This is a genomic window from Blattabacterium sp. (Mastotermes darwiniensis) str. MADAR, from assembly GCF_000233435.1.
Taxonomy (GTDB): domain Bacteria; phylum Bacteroidota; class Bacteroidia; order Flavobacteriales; family Blattabacteriaceae; genus Blattabacterium.
On the sequence record NC_016146.1, the window covers coordinates 462075 to 479327 of the forward strand.

Annotated in this window: 19 protein-coding genes, 1 tRNA gene and 1 pseudogene; 12 read left to right on the forward strand and 9 right to left on the reverse strand. The window is 25.5% G+C overall.

Annotation, left to right across the window (positions count from 1 at the left end; genetic code table 11):
• Positions 1-171 precede the first annotated feature (171 nt).
• Positions 172-1197, reverse strand: coding sequence for a fatty acid desaturase (locus tag MADAR_RS02285; protein WP_014158916.1), 1026 nt, complete (start codon positions 1195-1197; stop codon positions 172-174).
• A gap of 14 nt (positions 1198-1211) precedes the next feature.
• Complete coding sequence (locus MADAR_RS02290; RefSeq protein ID WP_014158917.1) at positions 1212-1553, reverse strand: 4Fe-4S binding protein; 342 nt, start codon at positions 1551-1553, stop codon at positions 1212-1214.
• Positions 1554-1585: 32 nt separating this feature from the next.
• Between MADAR_RS02290 and MADAR_RS02295 the strand changes: the two genes are divergently transcribed.
• Positions 1586-2641 carry an acyl-CoA reductase gene (locus MADAR_RS02295; protein WP_014158918.1) on the forward strand — a complete coding sequence of 352 codons (1056 nt, stop codon included), beginning with the start codon at positions 1586-1588 and terminating at the stop codon, positions 2639-2641.
• On the opposite strand, the pseudogene ribD reads toward MADAR_RS02295, so the two are convergent.
• From ribD to MADAR_RS02315, 4 genes and pseudogenes are all read right to left on the reverse strand, one after another.
• Positions 2638-3668 (reverse strand): annotated as a pseudogene (ribD, locus tag MADAR_RS02300) (bifunctional diaminohydroxyphosphoribosylaminopyrimidine deaminase/5-amino-6-(5-phosphoribosylamino)uracil reductase RibD). The gene MADAR_RS02295 and the pseudogene ribD sit on opposite strands and share 4 nt — an antisense overlap.
• A 19-nt stretch (positions 3669-3687) precedes the next feature.
• Positions 3688-4446 carry a shikimate dehydrogenase gene (locus MADAR_RS02305; RefSeq protein ID WP_014158919.1) on the reverse strand — a complete coding sequence of 253 codons (759 nt, stop codon included), beginning with the start codon at positions 4444-4446 and terminating at the stop codon, positions 3688-3690.
• Between the two features lie 12 nt (positions 4447-4458).
• The gene (rpsU, locus tag MADAR_RS02310; RefSeq protein ID WP_014158920.1) at positions 4459-4656 is read right to left on the reverse strand and encodes a 30S ribosomal protein S21; all 198 of its coding nucleotides are present in this window, start codon (positions 4654-4656) and stop codon (positions 4459-4461) included.
• Positions 4657-4672: 16 nt separating this feature from the next.
• A tRNA-Val gene (locus tag MADAR_RS02315) sits at positions 4673-4747 on the reverse strand.
• 67 nt (positions 4748-4814) lie between these two features.
• Here MADAR_RS02315 and recG point away from each other — a divergent pair.
• Genes recG through murA form a run of 5 tightly spaced genes read left to right on the forward strand, consistent with a single transcriptional unit; the run spans position 4815 to position 11957 of the window.
• A complete protein-coding gene (gene recG, locus MADAR_RS02320) occupies positions 4815-6887 on the forward strand; it encodes an ATP-dependent DNA helicase RecG (protein WP_014158921.1) in 2073 nt (690 codons plus the stop codon).
• A gap of 14 nt (positions 6888-6901) precedes the next feature.
• Positions 6902-9034 carry an ATP-dependent helicase gene (locus MADAR_RS02325; protein WP_014158922.1) on the forward strand — a complete coding sequence of 711 codons (2133 nt, stop codon included), beginning with the start codon at positions 6902-6904 and terminating at the stop codon, positions 9032-9034.
• Between the two features lie 27 nt (positions 9035-9061).
• On the forward strand, positions 9062-10099 hold the full coding sequence (locus MADAR_RS02330; RefSeq protein ID WP_014158923.1) for a cation diffusion facilitator family transporter: 1038 nt from the start codon (positions 9062-9064) through the stop codon (positions 10097-10099).
• Entirely contained in the window at positions 10089-10646 is a 558-nt protein-coding gene (locus tag MADAR_RS02335) for a DUF4290 domain-containing protein (protein WP_014158924.1), read from the forward strand. Before MADAR_RS02330 ends, MADAR_RS02335 begins: the two co-directional genes overlap by 11 nt.
• 6 nt (positions 10647-10652) lie before the next feature.
• Complete coding sequence (murA, locus tag MADAR_RS02340; protein WP_014158925.1) at positions 10653-11957, forward strand: UDP-N-acetylglucosamine 1-carboxyvinyltransferase; 1305 nt, start codon at positions 10653-10655, stop codon at positions 11955-11957.
• Here the strand turns inward: murA and MADAR_RS02345 are convergent.
• Positions 11943-12407 carry a thermonuclease family protein gene (locus tag MADAR_RS02345; RefSeq protein WP_014158926.1) on the reverse strand — a complete coding sequence of 155 codons (465 nt, stop codon included), beginning with the start codon at positions 12405-12407 and terminating at the stop codon, positions 11943-11945. The genes murA and MADAR_RS02345 overlap by 15 nt on opposite strands.
• An 80-nt stretch (positions 12408-12487) precedes the next feature.
• On the opposite strand from MADAR_RS02345, the gene greA reads away from it, so the two are divergent.
• On the forward strand, positions 12488-12970 hold the full coding sequence (gene greA / locus MADAR_RS02350) for a transcription elongation factor GreA (RefSeq protein WP_014158927.1): 483 nt from the start codon (positions 12488-12490) through the stop codon (positions 12968-12970).
• A complete protein-coding gene (locus MADAR_RS02355; RefSeq protein WP_014158928.1) occupies positions 12963-13370 on the forward strand; it encodes an HIT family protein in 408 nt (135 codons plus the stop codon). The genes greA and MADAR_RS02355 overlap by 8 nt, the downstream gene beginning before the upstream one ends.
• Positions 13371-13374: 4 nt before the next feature.
• On the opposite strand, the gene MADAR_RS02360 is transcribed toward MADAR_RS02355, so the two are convergent.
• On the reverse strand, positions 13375-14139 hold the full coding sequence (locus MADAR_RS02360) for a type III pantothenate kinase (RefSeq protein ID WP_014158929.1): 765 nt from the start codon (positions 14137-14139) through the stop codon (positions 13375-13377).
• A gap of 72 nt (positions 14140-14211) precedes the next feature.
• On the opposite strand from MADAR_RS02360, the gene MADAR_RS02365 reads away from it, so the two are divergent.
• The 3 genes from MADAR_RS02365 to MADAR_RS02370 are packed head-to-tail and all read left to right on the forward strand — an operon-like array spanning position 14212 to position 15577.
• On the forward strand, positions 14212-15018 hold the full coding sequence (locus tag MADAR_RS02365; protein WP_014158930.1) for an alpha/beta fold hydrolase: 807 nt from the start codon (positions 14212-14214) through the stop codon (positions 15016-15018).
• A complete protein-coding gene (locus MADAR_RS03065) occupies positions 15015-15230 on the forward strand; it encodes a hypothetical protein (protein ID WP_238523391.1) in 216 nt (71 codons plus the stop codon). The genes MADAR_RS02365 and MADAR_RS03065 overlap by 4 nt, the downstream gene beginning before the upstream one ends.
• Positions 15203-15577: a 5-formyltetrahydrofolate cyclo-ligase gene (locus MADAR_RS02370; protein ID WP_238523393.1), complete on the forward strand. Its 375-nt coding sequence runs from the start codon at positions 15203-15205 to the stop codon at positions 15575-15577. The genes MADAR_RS03065 and MADAR_RS02370 overlap by 28 nt, the downstream gene beginning before the upstream one ends.
• Before the next feature lie 7 nt (positions 15578-15584).
• Here the strand turns inward: MADAR_RS02370 and rseP are convergent, their stop codons facing one another.
• Complete coding sequence (rseP, locus tag MADAR_RS02375; protein WP_014158931.1) at positions 15585-16919, reverse strand: RIP metalloprotease RseP; 1335 nt, start codon at positions 16917-16919, stop codon at positions 15585-15587.
• Between the two features lie 105 nt (positions 16920-17024).
• Here rseP and MADAR_RS02380 point away from each other — a divergent pair, with 105 nt between their 5' ends.
• Complete coding sequence (locus MADAR_RS02380; protein WP_014158932.1) at positions 17025-17252, forward strand: FeoA family protein; 228 nt, start codon at positions 17025-17027, stop codon at positions 17250-17252.
• Position 17253 lies beyond the last annotated feature (1 nt).

The following is a 17253-nucleotide window of genomic DNA, read 5'->3' on the forward strand; positions in this document are numbered from 1 at the left end:
GGAAGTCTTTAATTTTATTAGAAGAATGAATGATAGAACTACTTTAACCTCTTGAAAAGAACAAGAATGAGAAAAGAATATTTTTTTTATCTGGAAAACAAATATAATTCTTATATTCCATTTTAATAATCTTAAGGTTTATCCCTTTCTTTCTTTAGAAAATGTTTCCAATCATATTCTACTTTTTTCATAAGATTTAAAACTTATCATTTTCTTGTTTTTTTCATCCCAAAGTTTGTATCTAGCACATTTAAAACTTCCTGAAAAATTCATTTTTGTTACATATTTATCAAAAATAGGATTCTTACTATGACAATCTGGTAAATAATAAAATGGAATCCTTGGTGATAAATGATGAATATGATGATATCCTATATTTCCTGTAAACCAATGAATTATTTTTGGTAGTTTGTAAAAAGAACTTCCTTTTATTGCTGCTACACAATAACTCCAATTTTTTTTCCATTCTTTATAATTAGGATTATGTTGATGTTGAACATAAAAAATCCATATAGCTACAATAGAAAAGCAAACAGAAATTGGCAATTGTATAAATAATAATTTAAAAAAACCTATGAAATATCCTATAAATACATAAAAAAATAAAATACAAAAATTACTTATCCAAAGATCTATTTTTACTCTTTCCCAACCTTTTATATGAATCAATGGCAATCTACTATGTATAAAAATATAATAAATAGGACCCAAAAAAAACATAACAAAAAATGAACGATACATTCTATACTTTATTTTTTTCCAAAAACTTAATTCATGATATTCTCGAACTGTAAGAATCGTTATATCTCCTATATCTCTGAAATCCAATTGAGAATTATGTGCATGATGATAATTGTGTGATTTAGCCCAATATTTAAATGGAATCAAGGTTAAAAGACTGCAAATAAAACCTATTACATTATTGATCCTTCTTGAAGAAGTAAAAGACTGATGTCCACAATCATGCTGAATAATAAATATTCTTATTAAAAAAAATGAATTTAATATAGAAAATAAAAATGTCAGATATTTTGAGTAGTTAAAAATATAATATTCCATTATTACCCAAATAACAATAAAAGGAATAAAAGTGTTGATAATATGAGTAAAAGCTTTGCCATTATTTGGATAATAAGGTTTTACAATTTTCTTCCAATCCTTAAAAGCTCTCTTTATTTCTAAATATTGAGTATTCATATATAAGTTTTTATCTAAAAAGAATCATGCAAAAAATTTTTCTTTTTAAGAAGATCCTCTTTAGATTCTAAAGATTTTTCATCCAATACACAACAACTTACTGGACAAATTATTACACATTGAGGCTCCTCATAAAAACCTACACATTCTGTACATTTTTCCGATACTATAAAATAAATATCCTTTTTTTTCGGATTTTGAGGGATAGTAAAATCTATCTTTTCTGACTTTTTCTTTTTTAAAGATGTTCCATCTGACATTCTCCATTTTTTACCTCCTTCGTAAATCGCATGATTAGGACATTCAGATTCACAAGCTCCACAATTAATACATTCTTCTGTAATTTTTATGGACATTTAAATTAAATTTAATTGAAAATAATATTCTTATGATTCAAATTTTTGATAAACTAGGTTGTTTCCTTCGAGAATTTAAGAAATTTTATGTACATGAAAAATATATTTCAAGTCATTTTAAAAAATTTTTTTATCCTTTTCAAGATCTTGTTCGTAAAATTCCAACTATAAATAGTTGGTTTAGGATAGAAGATTTATTAATAACCATTGAACAATGGGGAAATGTTCTTGAAATAGGAAAGATAGAATCTTGGATGAATAAATATCCTTTTATTAAAAATAAGTCAATAAAAACAGTTTTAGTTATTATGCCAGGAAATATACCAATAGCTGGATTTCATGATTTTTTATGTGTTCTTTTATCAGGAAATCGTATTTTAATAAAATTGTCTAAAGAAGACAATTTATTACTTCCATTTTTATGCAATATTATTACTTATATAGATCCTTCTTTAAAGAATAAAATAAAATTTACTAATAATTTTTTTAAAGAAGAATATAATTGTGTTATAGCAAGTGGAAGTAATAATACAGCTCGTTATTTCGAATATTATTTTAGAAAATATCCTATTCTTATTCGGAAAAGACGAACATCCATAGCCATCCTACAGGGAAATGAAAGTAAAGAAGATTTAATTTCTTTAAATAAAGATATATTAACTTATTCCGGAAGAGGATGTAGAAATGTTGGAAAAATATTTATCCCTGATAATTATAGCCTGCATAAAATTTTAGATTACCATCTATTAAAATATTATTTGTATATAATGAAAAATAAGAAGTATATAGATAATTACAATTACTATCTTTCTATTTATACTATGAATAGAATAATATCTATGAAAAAAAACGATTTAATTATTTTCATAGAAAATAAAAAATATCATAGTCCAATTTCTGTAGTTTACTACGAGTTTTATAAAGATTTAAACGATTTAAAAATTTATATTCAAAAAAATAAGGAACATTTACAATGTATTGTTTCAAAAAACGTTTTTCAAAATGAAGTCGATTTCGGAAAAACCCAAAAACCTCAATTAAGTGATTATCCCAATAATATCGACACAATCAAATTTATTATGAATTAAAATGGAATTTTAATAACCAATTGATCCTTCTCTATATACATTTTTTTTAAAATTTTTCCACTTATTACAGGCGCTTGTAATCCATTTTTTAAAAGAACATTACAGATAAAAATTCTGGATTCATCCCAAACTTTTTCTTTTATAAAACTTTCTAATGTCTTTTTTCCTCCCTCTACAATTAAAGATAGTATTTTTTTTTGAAATAAATAATTCAATATATTTTTTACTACCCTGTTATCAAAAGATATTCTAACAAATTCCGTGTTTCTTTTATTTTCTTTTTTTTTTTCGGTAAAAACAATTGTTTTTTTTGTTCCATCCAAAACAAAATAAGAATCGGATATACTTAAATTTCTATCAAGAATAATCCTAACAGGATTATTTCCAAACCATTCTCTAACATCTAATTTCGGATTATCATTTAAAACAGTCTTTCTTCCAACCAAAATGCTATCTTCTTCTGATCTCCATTTATGACTCAATTGTCTAGCATAAACTCCACTAATCCATAATTTTTTTTTTTTTTTGTAAAATCCATAAATCCGTCATTACTTTGTGCCCATTTTAATATAACATAAGGCCTTTTTTTTTCATAAAAAGTGAAAAAACGTTTGTTTAAAATCCGACATTCATCTTTTAAAACATTTTCTATTACTTCTACTCCATGTTTTATTAACTTATTAATTCCTAATCCTTTAACTTTATCACAAGGATCCTGTACCCCTATTACAACTCTAGGAATATGATTTTTAATAATTAAATCAACACAAGGTGGTGTTTTTCCAAAATGAACACATGGTTCTAATGTAACATAAAGTGTAGAATCCACCAACAAGGACCAATCTTTGACCATATTTATAGCCTTCTCTTCAGCATGAGAATTTCCTGCTTTATGGTGCCATCCTTCTGAAAGAATAAAACCATTCCTTTCTATGACACATCCTACCATAGGATTAGGGGAAGTAAACCCTAATCCATTTTTAGCCAATTGAATAGCTCTATACATAAAAATTTCTTTATATTTCATTCCTCAATAAAAATAAAACCTAATAATTCCATATTTTCCAAGATTCTTCTGCTTGAATTCGGAACATTTCTAATCCATTTCTAATCATTGCCCCTCTTTCTTCTCCTTTTTTTAAAAATAAAGTTTTAGATGGATTATAAACCAAATCATAAAGATAATGATTAGAAGAAAGATATTGATAGGGCAAAGGAATACTTAAGTTTATTCTTGGATAAGTACCTACAGGAGTACAATTAATAAGAATTTTATATTCTTCTAATAAATCTCTGTCAATTTCTTCATATCCCAAAAAATCCTTATTCTTTCTTCTAGAGACATTTTTATAGTATATTCCTAACTTATTTAGAATAAAAGAAACAGACATGGATACTCCACCAGTCCCAAAAATCAATGCTTTTGGATTTTTAGGTAACTTATTTATATCCTTTTTAAAAGATAATTCAAAACCTATAATATCTGTATTGTAACCAATACGATGTCCATCCTCATTAATTTTTACAACATTTACGGATCCAATAGATTTTGCTTCTGGAGTTAATTCAGTAAGAAAATAAATAATACTTTTTTTATATGGAATAGTAATATTGCATCCTTTTAAATAAGGATTTTTAAAAACCCATAATACATCTTCTATTTTCTGAATATCAAATATTTCATAAGAAACTTGAGTAATAGATTCTCTTTTGAATTTATCCATAAAATAGTTCTTTGAAAAAGAATAACCAATTTCTTTTCCAATCAATCCAAAAATATGATTTTTCTTACTATTTTTCTTCATAGTTCAGTTCATCTATTCCTCTTTTTTTAATCTCATACGTTCTCTATATATAGCTTTTAAAATCTCATTCCTTCTTCCCTCAGAAGGTTTTATATATTGTTGTTTTTCTCTGAATTCCTTCAAAATACGAGTTTTATCAAACTTTTTTTTACATTTTTTCAAGGCTTTATCAATAGATTCTCCTTCTCTTACTATTGTAATTAATACCATAAATAAAAAATCATAATGGACACTATCGGATTTGAACCGACGACCTCTACTCTGTCAAAGTAGCGCTCTAAACCAACTGAGCTAAATGTCCTTTTTTTTAAAATTAAGTTATTTTTATCCAATAAAATGGATAATCATCCTCAAAACAAACTAAAAAAATGTCAATTATAGAAAAACCTATAGAACATTTAAAAGGATTAAGCTCAAAAAAAGCTCGTTTACTTAACATAGAATTGAATATTCATACATATCAAGATTTACTTTTTTTCTATCCAAAGAAATATGCCCATATCCCTATATTAGAGAATGTATCGAAATTTAAAAAAAAAAATTACAAAAAAAAAATACAAGTATCAGGAAAAATTACAAAAATTCAAGAATTTAACTATAAGAAAAGAAAAATATTGATAGCACATTTAGAAAATAAAACAGGATTTATTGAATTAATCTGGTTCAGAAAAACCAATCTTTTTAAAAGAAGTATCAAAAAAAATATCCCTCTAATAGTTTGTGGAAATATTAAATATTTTCAACAAAAAATTCAAATTATTCATCCATATATTCAAAAATTATCAAAAAAAAATATTTCCATAATACATCCTATATATCCTATATCGAAAAAACTCAAAGAAAAAGGAATCAACAATTCTTTTATAATGAATTTATTAAAAAATATAATAGAAGAATCAAAAGAAGAAAATATAGAAGAAATATTTTTACAGGATGTTCTTATGAAACAAAGATTAATGAAAAGAAAAGAAGCCTTAATTCAAATTCATTTTCCAAAATCTTTCAATCAACTATTTCAAGCACAATATCGTTTGAAATTTGAAGAATTGTTTTTTTTTAAATTATCTTTTTTATACAAAAAAGATGGGAATACAAGATCTTCTTTATCCAGTTATCCTTTTTCAAAATTAGGAAAAAACTTTTACAAATTTTACAAATATTTTTTACCCTTTCCTTTAACAGAAGAACAAAAAAAAGTTCTTAAAGAAATACGTCATGATTTAAAAAAACCTATTCAAATGAACCGATTGTTACAAGGAGATGTAGGATGTGGAAAAACTATAATAGCCGTATTATCTATGCTTATTGCTTTGGATAATGGATTTCAATCTTGTTTAATGGTTCCTACTGAAGTTTTAGCTATCCAACATTATTATTATATTCAGAAAATGTTTTCTAGAATTGGAATCCGAATAGCTTTATTAACGGGAGGGACTTCTATTAAAATACGAAAGTGTATATACAATGATATTTTTACAGGAAAAATTCTTATTCTTATAGGAACACATACTTTAATTCAAAAAACAGTTCAATTTAAGAATCTTGGATTAGCCATAATTGACGAACAACAACGTTTCGGCGTAGAACAAAGAGATATAATTTTGGAAAACCATAAAAAAAAACCTCATATATTAATAATGACTGCTACTCCTATTCCTAGAACCTTATCAATGACCATCTCTAGAAATTTAAATATTTCTATTATCAAAAAGCTGCCTATGGATAGGAAACCTATTAAAACTATCCATTTTTTGGATAGAAATAGATCTCAAGTTTTTAAACTTATAAATAATCAAATTATAAAAGGAAGACAAATATACATTATCTATCCTACTATAGACAAATGCAAAAAGAATGAATATCAAAATTTGATGACGGGTTATCAAATCATAAAAGAAAAATTCAAAAATTTTAAAGATGATATTGGAATTCTACATGGAAAAATGAAATACAAAGAAAAAAACATTCAAATGGATCGATTTTTACATGGAAAAACTAAAATAATGGTATCTACCACAGTTATAGAAGTGGGAGTAGATGTTCCTAATGCTTCAGTTATTTTAATAGAAAATGCAGATTGTTTTGGGTTATCTCAATTACATCAATTAAGAGGAAGGGTAGGACGTGGACCACATCAAAGTTATTGTATTCTTATGACTAATAATGAAATAAGTATGGAAAGTCGTTTTAGAATAAAAGTAATGTGCCAAACTAATGATGGATTAGAAATAGCTAAAAAAGATCTTCAATTACGTGGAAGCGGAGATTTAATAGGAACAAAACAAAGCGGAAAATCTTATTTACGCATTGCCAATATCATTAAAGACTATAGATTAATGAAAGAAGTAATTCCAATTGCTAAAAATTTTTTCTTATCCCATAAATATATCAAAAAAAATTTTTATAATAATTACAAATATTTATGGGAAAAAAGTAATTAATTCATTTAAAAAAAATGGTTGATAATGAATCGTTTCCCATTAATAGCTTGCAACGTAAGATTATAGAAACTATTGATGGTCCCGTACTTGTTATTGCTGGAGCAGGGTCTGGAAAAACACGTGTAATTACATATCGTATTGCACACATGATCAAAAATATAGGAATAAAACCATCCAATATCCTTGCTTTAACTTTCACTAATAAAGCGGCTAATGAAATGAGAAAAAGAATTTCAAATATGATGATGGATGATACTGATTTAAATTCGATTTCATTGGGAACTTTTCATTCCATATTTTCAGGAATTTTACGTAAAGAATCTCATTGGTTAGGGTACAAATCCAATTATACTATTTATGATCAAAGAGATTCAGAAAATGTTATAAAAAAAATATTAGAAGATATAAATTTAAAAACCTCTATTAGTCCAAATAAAATTATAAAAAAAATATCTGAATATAAAAACTACTTATTCAATTTCGATGGTTTAATAAAAAAGGATTTTAAGGATTTGGATGTTATAAAAAAAATCTATGAATCTTATAGAAAACGTTGTTCAAAATCAGAAGCATTAGATTTTGATGATATATTGATTCACACAAATTATTTATTTTTTCGTTTTCCAAATGTACTAAAAAAATATCAAGAAAAATTTAAGTATATATTAATCGATGAATATCAAGATACTAATTCTTCTCAAAATTCTATCATTAATAAGTTATCCTACAAACATAGAAATATTTTTGTGGTAGGCGATGATGCACAAAGTATCTATGCATTCCGTGGCGCCAACATTTCAAATATTTTAAATTTTCATAGAGAATACAAAGAAGCGAAGATTTTTCGTTTGGAACAAAATTATCGATCTACTAATTACATAGTACAAGCTTCTAATAAAATTATTTCCTTTAACAAAAATCAACTCCTAAAAAATGTTTGGACTAATAACGAAAAAGGAGAAAAAATAAAAATATATGAAGCCCATTCTGATAAAGAAGAAGCACAATATATTGCTGATTCTATCCTTTTTCATAAAAGAACAAAAAAATTTAAAAACAGAGATTTTTCCATACTTTATAGGACCAATACACAATCCAATATACTAGAACATACACTGAAGGAAAAAAATATCCCCTATAAGATATACGGATCTATCTCCTTTTATAAAAGAAAAGAAACTTTAGATTTACTAGCTTATTTTAGAATTGTCAATAATCCAAATGATGAGGAATCTTTATTACGAATAATAAAAAAAAAAATAGGAAATAAAAAAACTGTTAAATTAATATTGGAATTTTCTAAAAGAACAAAGAAAACCGTATACAATATATTAAAAAATATTAGTAAATATCACCAATTAATCAATAAAAAAGAAAAGTTAGAAAATTTAATCTACACCATAGAAAATTTTCGTTTTCAATTAAATAATAGAAAAAATACATATACAATAGCAAAATGTATAGTGAATTTCTTATTGGAAGAAGATAAAAATTATAATAATGATTATTTTCAATCTATATTAGATCATATATCTCTTTATCTTGAAAATCAAAAAAAATTAAAAGAAAATGGAGATATGAGTTTATCTGGTTTTTTACAATATTTTTCTTTAAAAGAAGGAATAAATGAGGATGAAAAAGATGAAAATAAGGTTTCGTTAATGACTATTCATTTATCCAAAGGATTGGAATTTACAGTTGTTTTTATTACAGGATTAGAAGAAAATTTATTTCCTTCAAGATCTAGTTTAGACAACCAATTGAAACTTGAAGAAGAACGTCGTTTATTCTATGTAGCTTTAACAAGAGCTAAAAAAAAAGCTATATTAACTTATACAAAATATCGTTTTTTATGGGGGAAAAGGATCATGAATATTCCTAGTCGTTTTATTCATGAACTTAATAAAAAATTTCTTGAAATAGAAAAATTCGTTTTCAACTTATCGGAAAAAAAAAATAAGTTGGATACAACAACATACCATCATGAAACAACATTAAAAAAAGGAGTAAAAGTTTTTCACCAACATTTTGGAATAGGCATCATTATAAATATAAAAAATGAAATAGCTATAATTAAATTTCAACAATCAGGAGTAAAAAAAATTTTACTAAAACTAGCTAAACTTAAACTTATTGTTTATTCATAAAACTTTTACCACCTATTTTTCTTATTTATGGAAGATAAGAATATAAAAATAAATTGTAGTCTACAAAAACTAATTTGTTTTGTAGCAGTAATTTTATTTTTTATTAAGTTAATTACTTGGTATATAACTTCTTCAATTTCTATATTCAGTGATGCTATGGAAAGCATAACCAATATAATTAGTGGATTTATTGGATTATATAGCCTTCATATCTCTTCTTTACCTAAAGACAAAAATCATCCATATGGTCATGGAAAAATAGAATTTATATCAACGGCTATAGAAGGTTTTTTAATTTTTTTAGTAGGAATTTTCATTCTTATAACCACTTTTATACGTGTAAAACAGCAGGATACTGTCTTTTTATTAAGATTGGATTATGGTATGTTTTTAATGTTCTTCACCGCTATTATTAATTATTGTTTAGGATTATTTGCCTGTAAAATAGGAAATAAAAATGGAGCTTTAACGTTAATAGCTAGTGGAAAACATCTTCAAATAGATACCTATTCTACTTTTGGAATAGTAGGAGGATTAATATTATTAAATATTACCAAATGCATATGGATAGATTCTATCATTTCTCTTATTTTTTCCTTCATAATATTATATACTGGATTAAAATTATTAAGATATGCTACAGCTGGCATTATGGATGAATCTGACAAAAAACTTTTAAAAAAATTATCTTTTTATATAAATGAAAGAAGAGATGTTCATTGGATTGATCTTCATCGTTTAAAAATTATTAAATATGGAAGTGCTTTGCATGTAGATTGTCATTTAACGGTCCCATGGTTTTTTAATGTAAAAGAGGCCAATAAAGAAGTACGTAAATTAACAAAATTAACCAAGGATCAATTTGGCAATAAAGTAGAGTTATCTGTGCACGTGGATGCATGCAAAGAGTATCATTGTTCTTCCTGTTTCAATAGTTCCTGTAAAATGAGAAAAAATTCTTTCCAAAACAAGATTATTTGGACATTAGATAAAACTTCTTATTACAACAAAAATCCTAGAAGAAAAGATCTTATTTTTATAAAAAAAAATCAATATGGAATATAATACTAATCGTTTCAAATTAGTTATCCCAAAATATGGGAGAAATATTCATAAAATGGTCGATTATGCAATAAAAATAAAAAATAGAAAAAAACGTAATCGTTGCGCATGGAGTATTATTAAATTAATGACGTATTCTATATTTAATCAAAAAAAAATCCCTTATTTTCAGCATAATAAATTATGGCATCAATTATTTATTATGTCCAAATATCAATTGGATATCGATACTCCTTTTCCAAAACCAAATCCAGAAAAAATAAAAATGGACCATTATAAAAAAGTAATATACCCTAAATATTTAACAAATTTTCGATATTATGGAAAAATTATAAGAAACATGATACATGTAGCAATCCATTGTAAAAATAGGAAAAAAAAAGAAGGATTATTCTATGCCATAGCAAATACCATGAAGAAAAACTATTTAAAGTGGAATAAAAATATGGTGGAAGATGATGTCATCTTTCAAGATTTAAAGAAACTTTCAAAAGGAAAAATATGTTTAATGAAGAATTCGGGAACATTGTTTACAAAAAAAATTACATGAAAAATAATGGCTTCTTTTAAAATAGTGGGAGGATCTCCTTTAAAAGGAGAAATAAAACCGCAAGGGGCAAAAAATGAAGCTTTACAAGTTTTGTGCGCTGTGTTGTTGACCTCAGAAAAATTAAGAATAAAAAATATTCCAGAAATAGGAGATGTCAAGTGTTTAATGCAAATACTTCAAAATTTAGGAGTTATAGTAAAGAAAAATAATATTGGAGATTATACTTTTCAGGCAAAAGACATTCAACTTGAATATTTAAATACGGAAAAATTTCGTGAATATGGAAAATCTATTAGGGGATCTGTCATGATAGCTGGCCCTTTGCTAGCTAGATTCGGAAAAGTTTGCATGCCAATACCTGGAGGAGATAGAATTGGTCGTAGACGTCTGGATGCTCATTTAAGAGGTTTTGAATCTTTAGGAAGTCATATAGATTATAAGGAAGGTCAATACTTTCTTATTCATTCCAAATATTTGACGGGGAAATTTATTCTTTTAGAAGAATCTTCTATAACGGGAACGGCTAATATTATCATGGCCGCTACCTTAGCTAAAGGAAAAACCACTATTTATAACGCTGCTTGTGAACCTTACATTCAACAATTATGTAGATTATTGAATAAAATGGGAGCAAAAATAAAAGGAATAGGTTCTAATCTGATTAATATCACCGGAGTTACAGAATTAGGTGGATGCAGGCATTCTATTTTGCCTGATATGATAGAAATAGGAAGTTGGATAGGTTTAGCCGCTATTACTAGTTCAGAAATAAAAATTCGGAATGTTAGTTGGAAGAATCTAGGAATAATCCCAAATATATTTCAAAAAATGGGAATAAAATTAGAAAAAAAAAATGATGATATTTATATTCCTTCTCAAAAATATTACAAAATAAAAAAATTATTAAATAATGCTATATTAACAATATCTGATGCTCCATGGCCAGGTTTAACTCCAGATTTATTAAGTATTTTAACAGTTGTAGCCACTCAAGCAAAAGGAAGTGTATTGATTCATCAGAAAATGTTCGAAAGTAGATTATTTTTTGTAGATAAACTGATCGAAATGGGAGCACAAATAATATTATGTGATCCTCATAGAGCAACTGTTATTGGATTAAACCATCAATCTTCTTTGCGAGGATCTATCTTAAATTCTCCAGATATACGAGCAGGAATTTCTCTTCTAATAGCCGCACTTTCTGCTAAAGGTACTAGCATAATAAAAAATATAGAACAAATAGATAGAGGATATGAAAACATTGATCAACGATTACGTATTTTAGGCGCGAATATTTTACGAATAGAATAATTTTTTGATTTTTTTCCAATCATATGGATTAATAGGTTTCTTTTTTTTCCATAGTCCGATTTTATTTCTTTTCGCTATATCCTCAATTTTTTTATATTGAATATTTTTAGAAAATTTCCAAACCCAAGCCAATCCGGATTCTAGTATTTCTTTCCCCAAATCTTTATTGTTGTCATAAATTACCAATCCTACCAATCGATTGTATTTGTCTTTTTTTACATTCTTAATTAATACTTTTTTATTCAAAATTTTTTTCTTCAAAAAATTCTTTGCTATAACCCCATAAGATTGATTTTTTTCTGGACAATCTATATCCGAAATTCTTATTTTATATTCTTTCATTTTCCCTTTAATTTTAAAAGTATCTCCATCATAAATTTTTATCACTTTTCCTGTAATTTGCGATATTATAATAGACAAAAGAATAAAAAAATGGACCAATAAACCCATAAAATATTTTACAAAATTTAAAAAAATAATTAGATAACAAATAATTTTTTACATAATTTATTAAGGACAAATATAAAAATATGGATAAATTCGAATATATAACTAAAGAAGGACTAAAAAAACTACAACAAGAAATAGAAAGACTAGAAAACATAGAACGTCCAAAAATATCAATGCAAATAGCAGAAGCAAGAGATAAAGGAGATATTTCAGAAAATGCAGAATATGATGCCATAAAGGAAGCACAAGGATTCTTAGAAATGAATATAGCTAAATTAAAAAAAAAATTATCCAATGCGAGGATTATTGATGGATCACAAATAAATAGAACCAGAGTCTCCATTCTATCCACAGTAAGAGTTAAAAATTTAACTTATGGAGGAGAACAAATATATACTTTAGTTCCAGAAGGAGAAACAGATTTAAAATCTGGAAAAATATCTATAAATACTCCCATATCTACAGGTTTACTTGGAAAAAAAGTAGGACAAATTGCTCATATTAAACTTCCTAATCAAATGATTCTCGATTACGAAATTTTAGAAATAGCATTCAGTGAATAACAATAATATATTTACAAAAATAATCAAAAACGAAGTTACCGCTTATAAAGTAGCAGAAGATACTGAACATTTAGCTTTTTTAGATATTTATCCACTAAAAATAGGCCATACTTTAGTTATCCCAAAAAAAAAGAATGTAGAAAAAATATTTTCTCTTACAGAAGGAGAATTTCTCTCCATCATGTCTTTTACTCGAAAAGTAGCTATAGGTATTGAAAAAATAATTCCTTGTAATCGAGTAGGAATATTTGTTATGGGTTTTGAAATTCCTCATGTTCACATTCACTTAATTCCTATGGATCAAGAAAGTGATGGAGATTTTTCTAAGAAAAGAATAAATTTTCCGGTAAAATATTTCAAAAATTTATCAGAAAGAATAAAGAAATCCATCCTAAAATAAGGATCTACTTATTCCAATGAAACAAAATATTTAAACCTTTGATTGTATGTAACTTATCCTTTAAATGAATCTTTTTGGTTAAAGGAGTATATACATGAGAAAGTCCTCCAGTAGCAATAACCAAACAATTTGTTTTTAATTCTTTATTTACACGGTTAATAAGACCTTCTACCATACTTAAATATCCATAAATAATTCCACTTTGGATACATTTTTCAGTGTACTTTCCTAATATACTAGGAGGTTTTTTTAATTCTATTTGTGAAAGTTGAGCTGTGTTTCCAATCAATGCGGATAAGGAACTATTCACTCCTGGAGCAATAATAACTCCTTGAAGATTTCCATGTTTATCTATGCAGGTTAAACTTAATGCAGTTCCAAAGTCTACGACTAAAGTAGTTTTTTTATTATACAACATATATGCAGCTATAGCATTAGCATATAAATCTGTTCCTAATTGATGAGAATAATGTTTGATTGGGGAAGCGGAATATCTATCTACTATTATTGGTTTTATTTTATGAATTTCATATAAAGATTGTTCTACAATGTTAGTAAGAGGAGGAACTACAGATCCAATCACTATGTTCCGTATTAGTTTGGATAAAATTCCATATTGTTGATATATGTTCCTAAATAACCAAATATATTCATCTAAAGATCTATGAGGTTGACTGTTAATAATCCATGAACAATTGCATTTCAAATTATAATTATTAAATAGTCCAAAACGAAGACTTGAATTTCCAATATTTATAGTTAACAGCATAGCATTATTAACTTCATTTTTGAATGATAAAAAATATAATTCTATATTAGTTCATTTAATATAAGAAAGAATATGTTCATATATTATAATAAAAAAAAAATCTATTATGAAATAATAGGAAGAGGCCAATCCATTATTTTTTTGCACGGATTTATGGAAAATTTAGAAATTTGGAATTATGTTTGTGATACTTTTCACGAAAAGTATAAGGTTATTTTAATTGATTTTCCTGGTCATGGAAAAAGTTCTTCTTATGAAGAAAAAAAGATTTTCTCTATGGAAGAATTGGCGGATATAGTAAAATTAATTTTGGAAAAGGAAAATATCAATAAAGCGGTTTTTATTGGTCATTCTATGGGTGGATATATTTCCATGGCTCTTTTAGAAAAACATCCAGAAATATTTTTAGGTTTATGTTTGCTTCATTCTACCGCAAAATCTGATACAAAAGAAAAAAAGAATAATAGAATACGGTCTATTCAATTAGCAATAGATGACTATTCTTTATTTGTATCTTCTAGCATAAATAAATTATTCAATCCTAAAAAATTAGATTCTTTGCAAAAAGAAATTAATTTTATAAAAAAAATGGCTTTGTCTACTTCTATTCATAGTGTAATTTCTTTCTTACGAGGAATGTCTATTCGTAAAGATAGAAGATTTTTATTAAAACAAACAAAATTTCCAAAATTATATGTAATTGGTTTATATGATTTAATTCTTCCTAAAAAAAGAATACATGAAGAAGCAAAATTTGGATACAATAGTTATTCCATTGAAATACAAACAGGTCATATGGGACCGATAGAGGATCCTCAAACAATAGGAAAAATATTAGAAAATTTTATGAAGGATAAAATTAAAAAATGTATAAAATGAATAAAAAAGAATTACGGAAAAAATATTTCCTATACAGAAATTCTCTTTCTAAAGAGGAAGTAAAGAAAAAAAGTTATGAAATATTTTTTCAATCAAAAAAACTTTCTATATGGGATAAAAAATATTATCATATTTTCTTACCCATACAGAAATATAATGAAATAAATACGTTTATAATTATCAATTGTCTTATAAAAAAAAAAAGCATATAACAATTCCTTATTCAAATTTTACTAATTCATCCATAGATAATTGTTATTTTGACAAAAATACATTATTAAAAATAAACAAATATGGAATTTCGGAACCAATACAGAAACATATTGTCCATCCTTCTTTGATTGAAGTTTTATTTATCCCATTATTAGTGTTCGATTTAAAAGGTTATAGAATTGGTTATGGAAAAGGTTTTTATGATAGATTTATTCCATTATGTAAAAAGAATGTATTAAAAATAGGATTGAGTTTTTTTCCACCCATAAATTGTATTCAACCAATACATAAAAAGGATCTTGTCATTGATATAGGAATCACTATCGATCAAACGTTTTTTTTTTAATTAAAATTTAATAAAAAAATACTTTAAAGATATCCCATATAAGGACCATAATCATAATAAAACTTATAATTAAAAATCCAATGATTGTACAACGTTCAAGAATACTTTCGTTAATCTTTTTTTTAGTCATCATTTCTATCATAATAAACAAAATGTAACCTCCATCTAAGGATGGAATAGGAAATAGATTCAAAAATGCCAACCAAATGGATAAAGTAGCTGTTAATGTCCAAAATATATTCCAATTCCATTGGTTAGGAAATTCTTTAGCCATAGAAAAAAAACTCCCTATCTGTTTATAAGCCTTAGTTTCTATATGAAAAACATTTTTCAAAAAATCTATTTGATTTTTTAGAACTTCAAAAGTTCTTTTCACTCCGTAAGGAAAACTTTCCATGATTGAATAATTTTTCCTTTCGAATAAAAATATTTTATCCATATCCATAAAATCCTTTAAATAAATACCTAATACTCCTGTTTTATCCAAAACAACTTTTTTTTGAATTAATTGTCCTTTTCTATTGATAGAAATAAATATATTTTGGTTCTTGTATTTAGATAAACTATCTTTTAATTGATCGGAAAATAAAATGAATTCCGAATTTATAGATAAAATTTCATCATTGTTTCTTAGTCCATATTGATATGCTACTGAATTTTTAACTACATAATTTATAATAGGTGGAACACGGGGTTTAATAAAAAAACTGAATTCTCTTCTATCAAAAAGATATCTTTTTTTATCATCACTCAACGATAAATGAATAATTTTTCCCATTCTATCTATAGTAATGGATTTTCCTAAAATGATGGCTTTTGGTATATCATTAAAATATGGAACATATTTATTATTTACAAATAGAATTTTGTCTCCATTTTCTAAACCAATCTTTTTTCCCATTGAATCAACTTCAATTCCATATCTAACATTTTTTGTAGGTAGGTTAGTTTCTCCATATTTAAGTATCAAAAAAGAAAAAATAAGAATAGATAATAATACATTGGAAATAATTCCCCCTGATACAATCAACAATCGTTTTATTGAAGATTTTGAACGAAATTCCCAATTTTTTGGATGTCTTTCTGAAGAATTTATTTTATCTTCTTCTTCCATCATTCCGGATATTTTTATATATCCTCCTAAAGGAATCCAACCTATTCCATAAATAGTATTTCCTATTTTTTTTTGGAAAAGAGAAAACCATGGATCAAAAAACAAAAAAAATCTTTCTACATGTACTTTAAATACTTTTGCCAATAAAAAATGTCCTAATTCATGAATAATAATCAATATGGAAACACTGAAAAGTAACTGTATGGATCTAACAAAAATAGACGTCATAAGTTATAACATATTTTTTGGTAGATAAATTTACAACCTTTATTTTTATTTCGTTTTTTTTCTATAGATAAAAAGTTATTTCATATTTTAAAAAAAAACATAAATTTGAAACTATCTAATCTTAAAAAAGGAGAAAAGGGAATCATTAAAGGATATAAAAATGAAGATTTCCCTATAAAATTATTAGAATTAGGTATTTTACCTGGTGTTAAATTTGAAATACTTTTCGTTTCCATTTTTTATGATCCACTTTGTATTGGCTATGATCAATCTTGTTTAGCATTACGTAGAAAAGAGGCAGAAAATATTCTTATAGAAAAAATATTCTTATAGT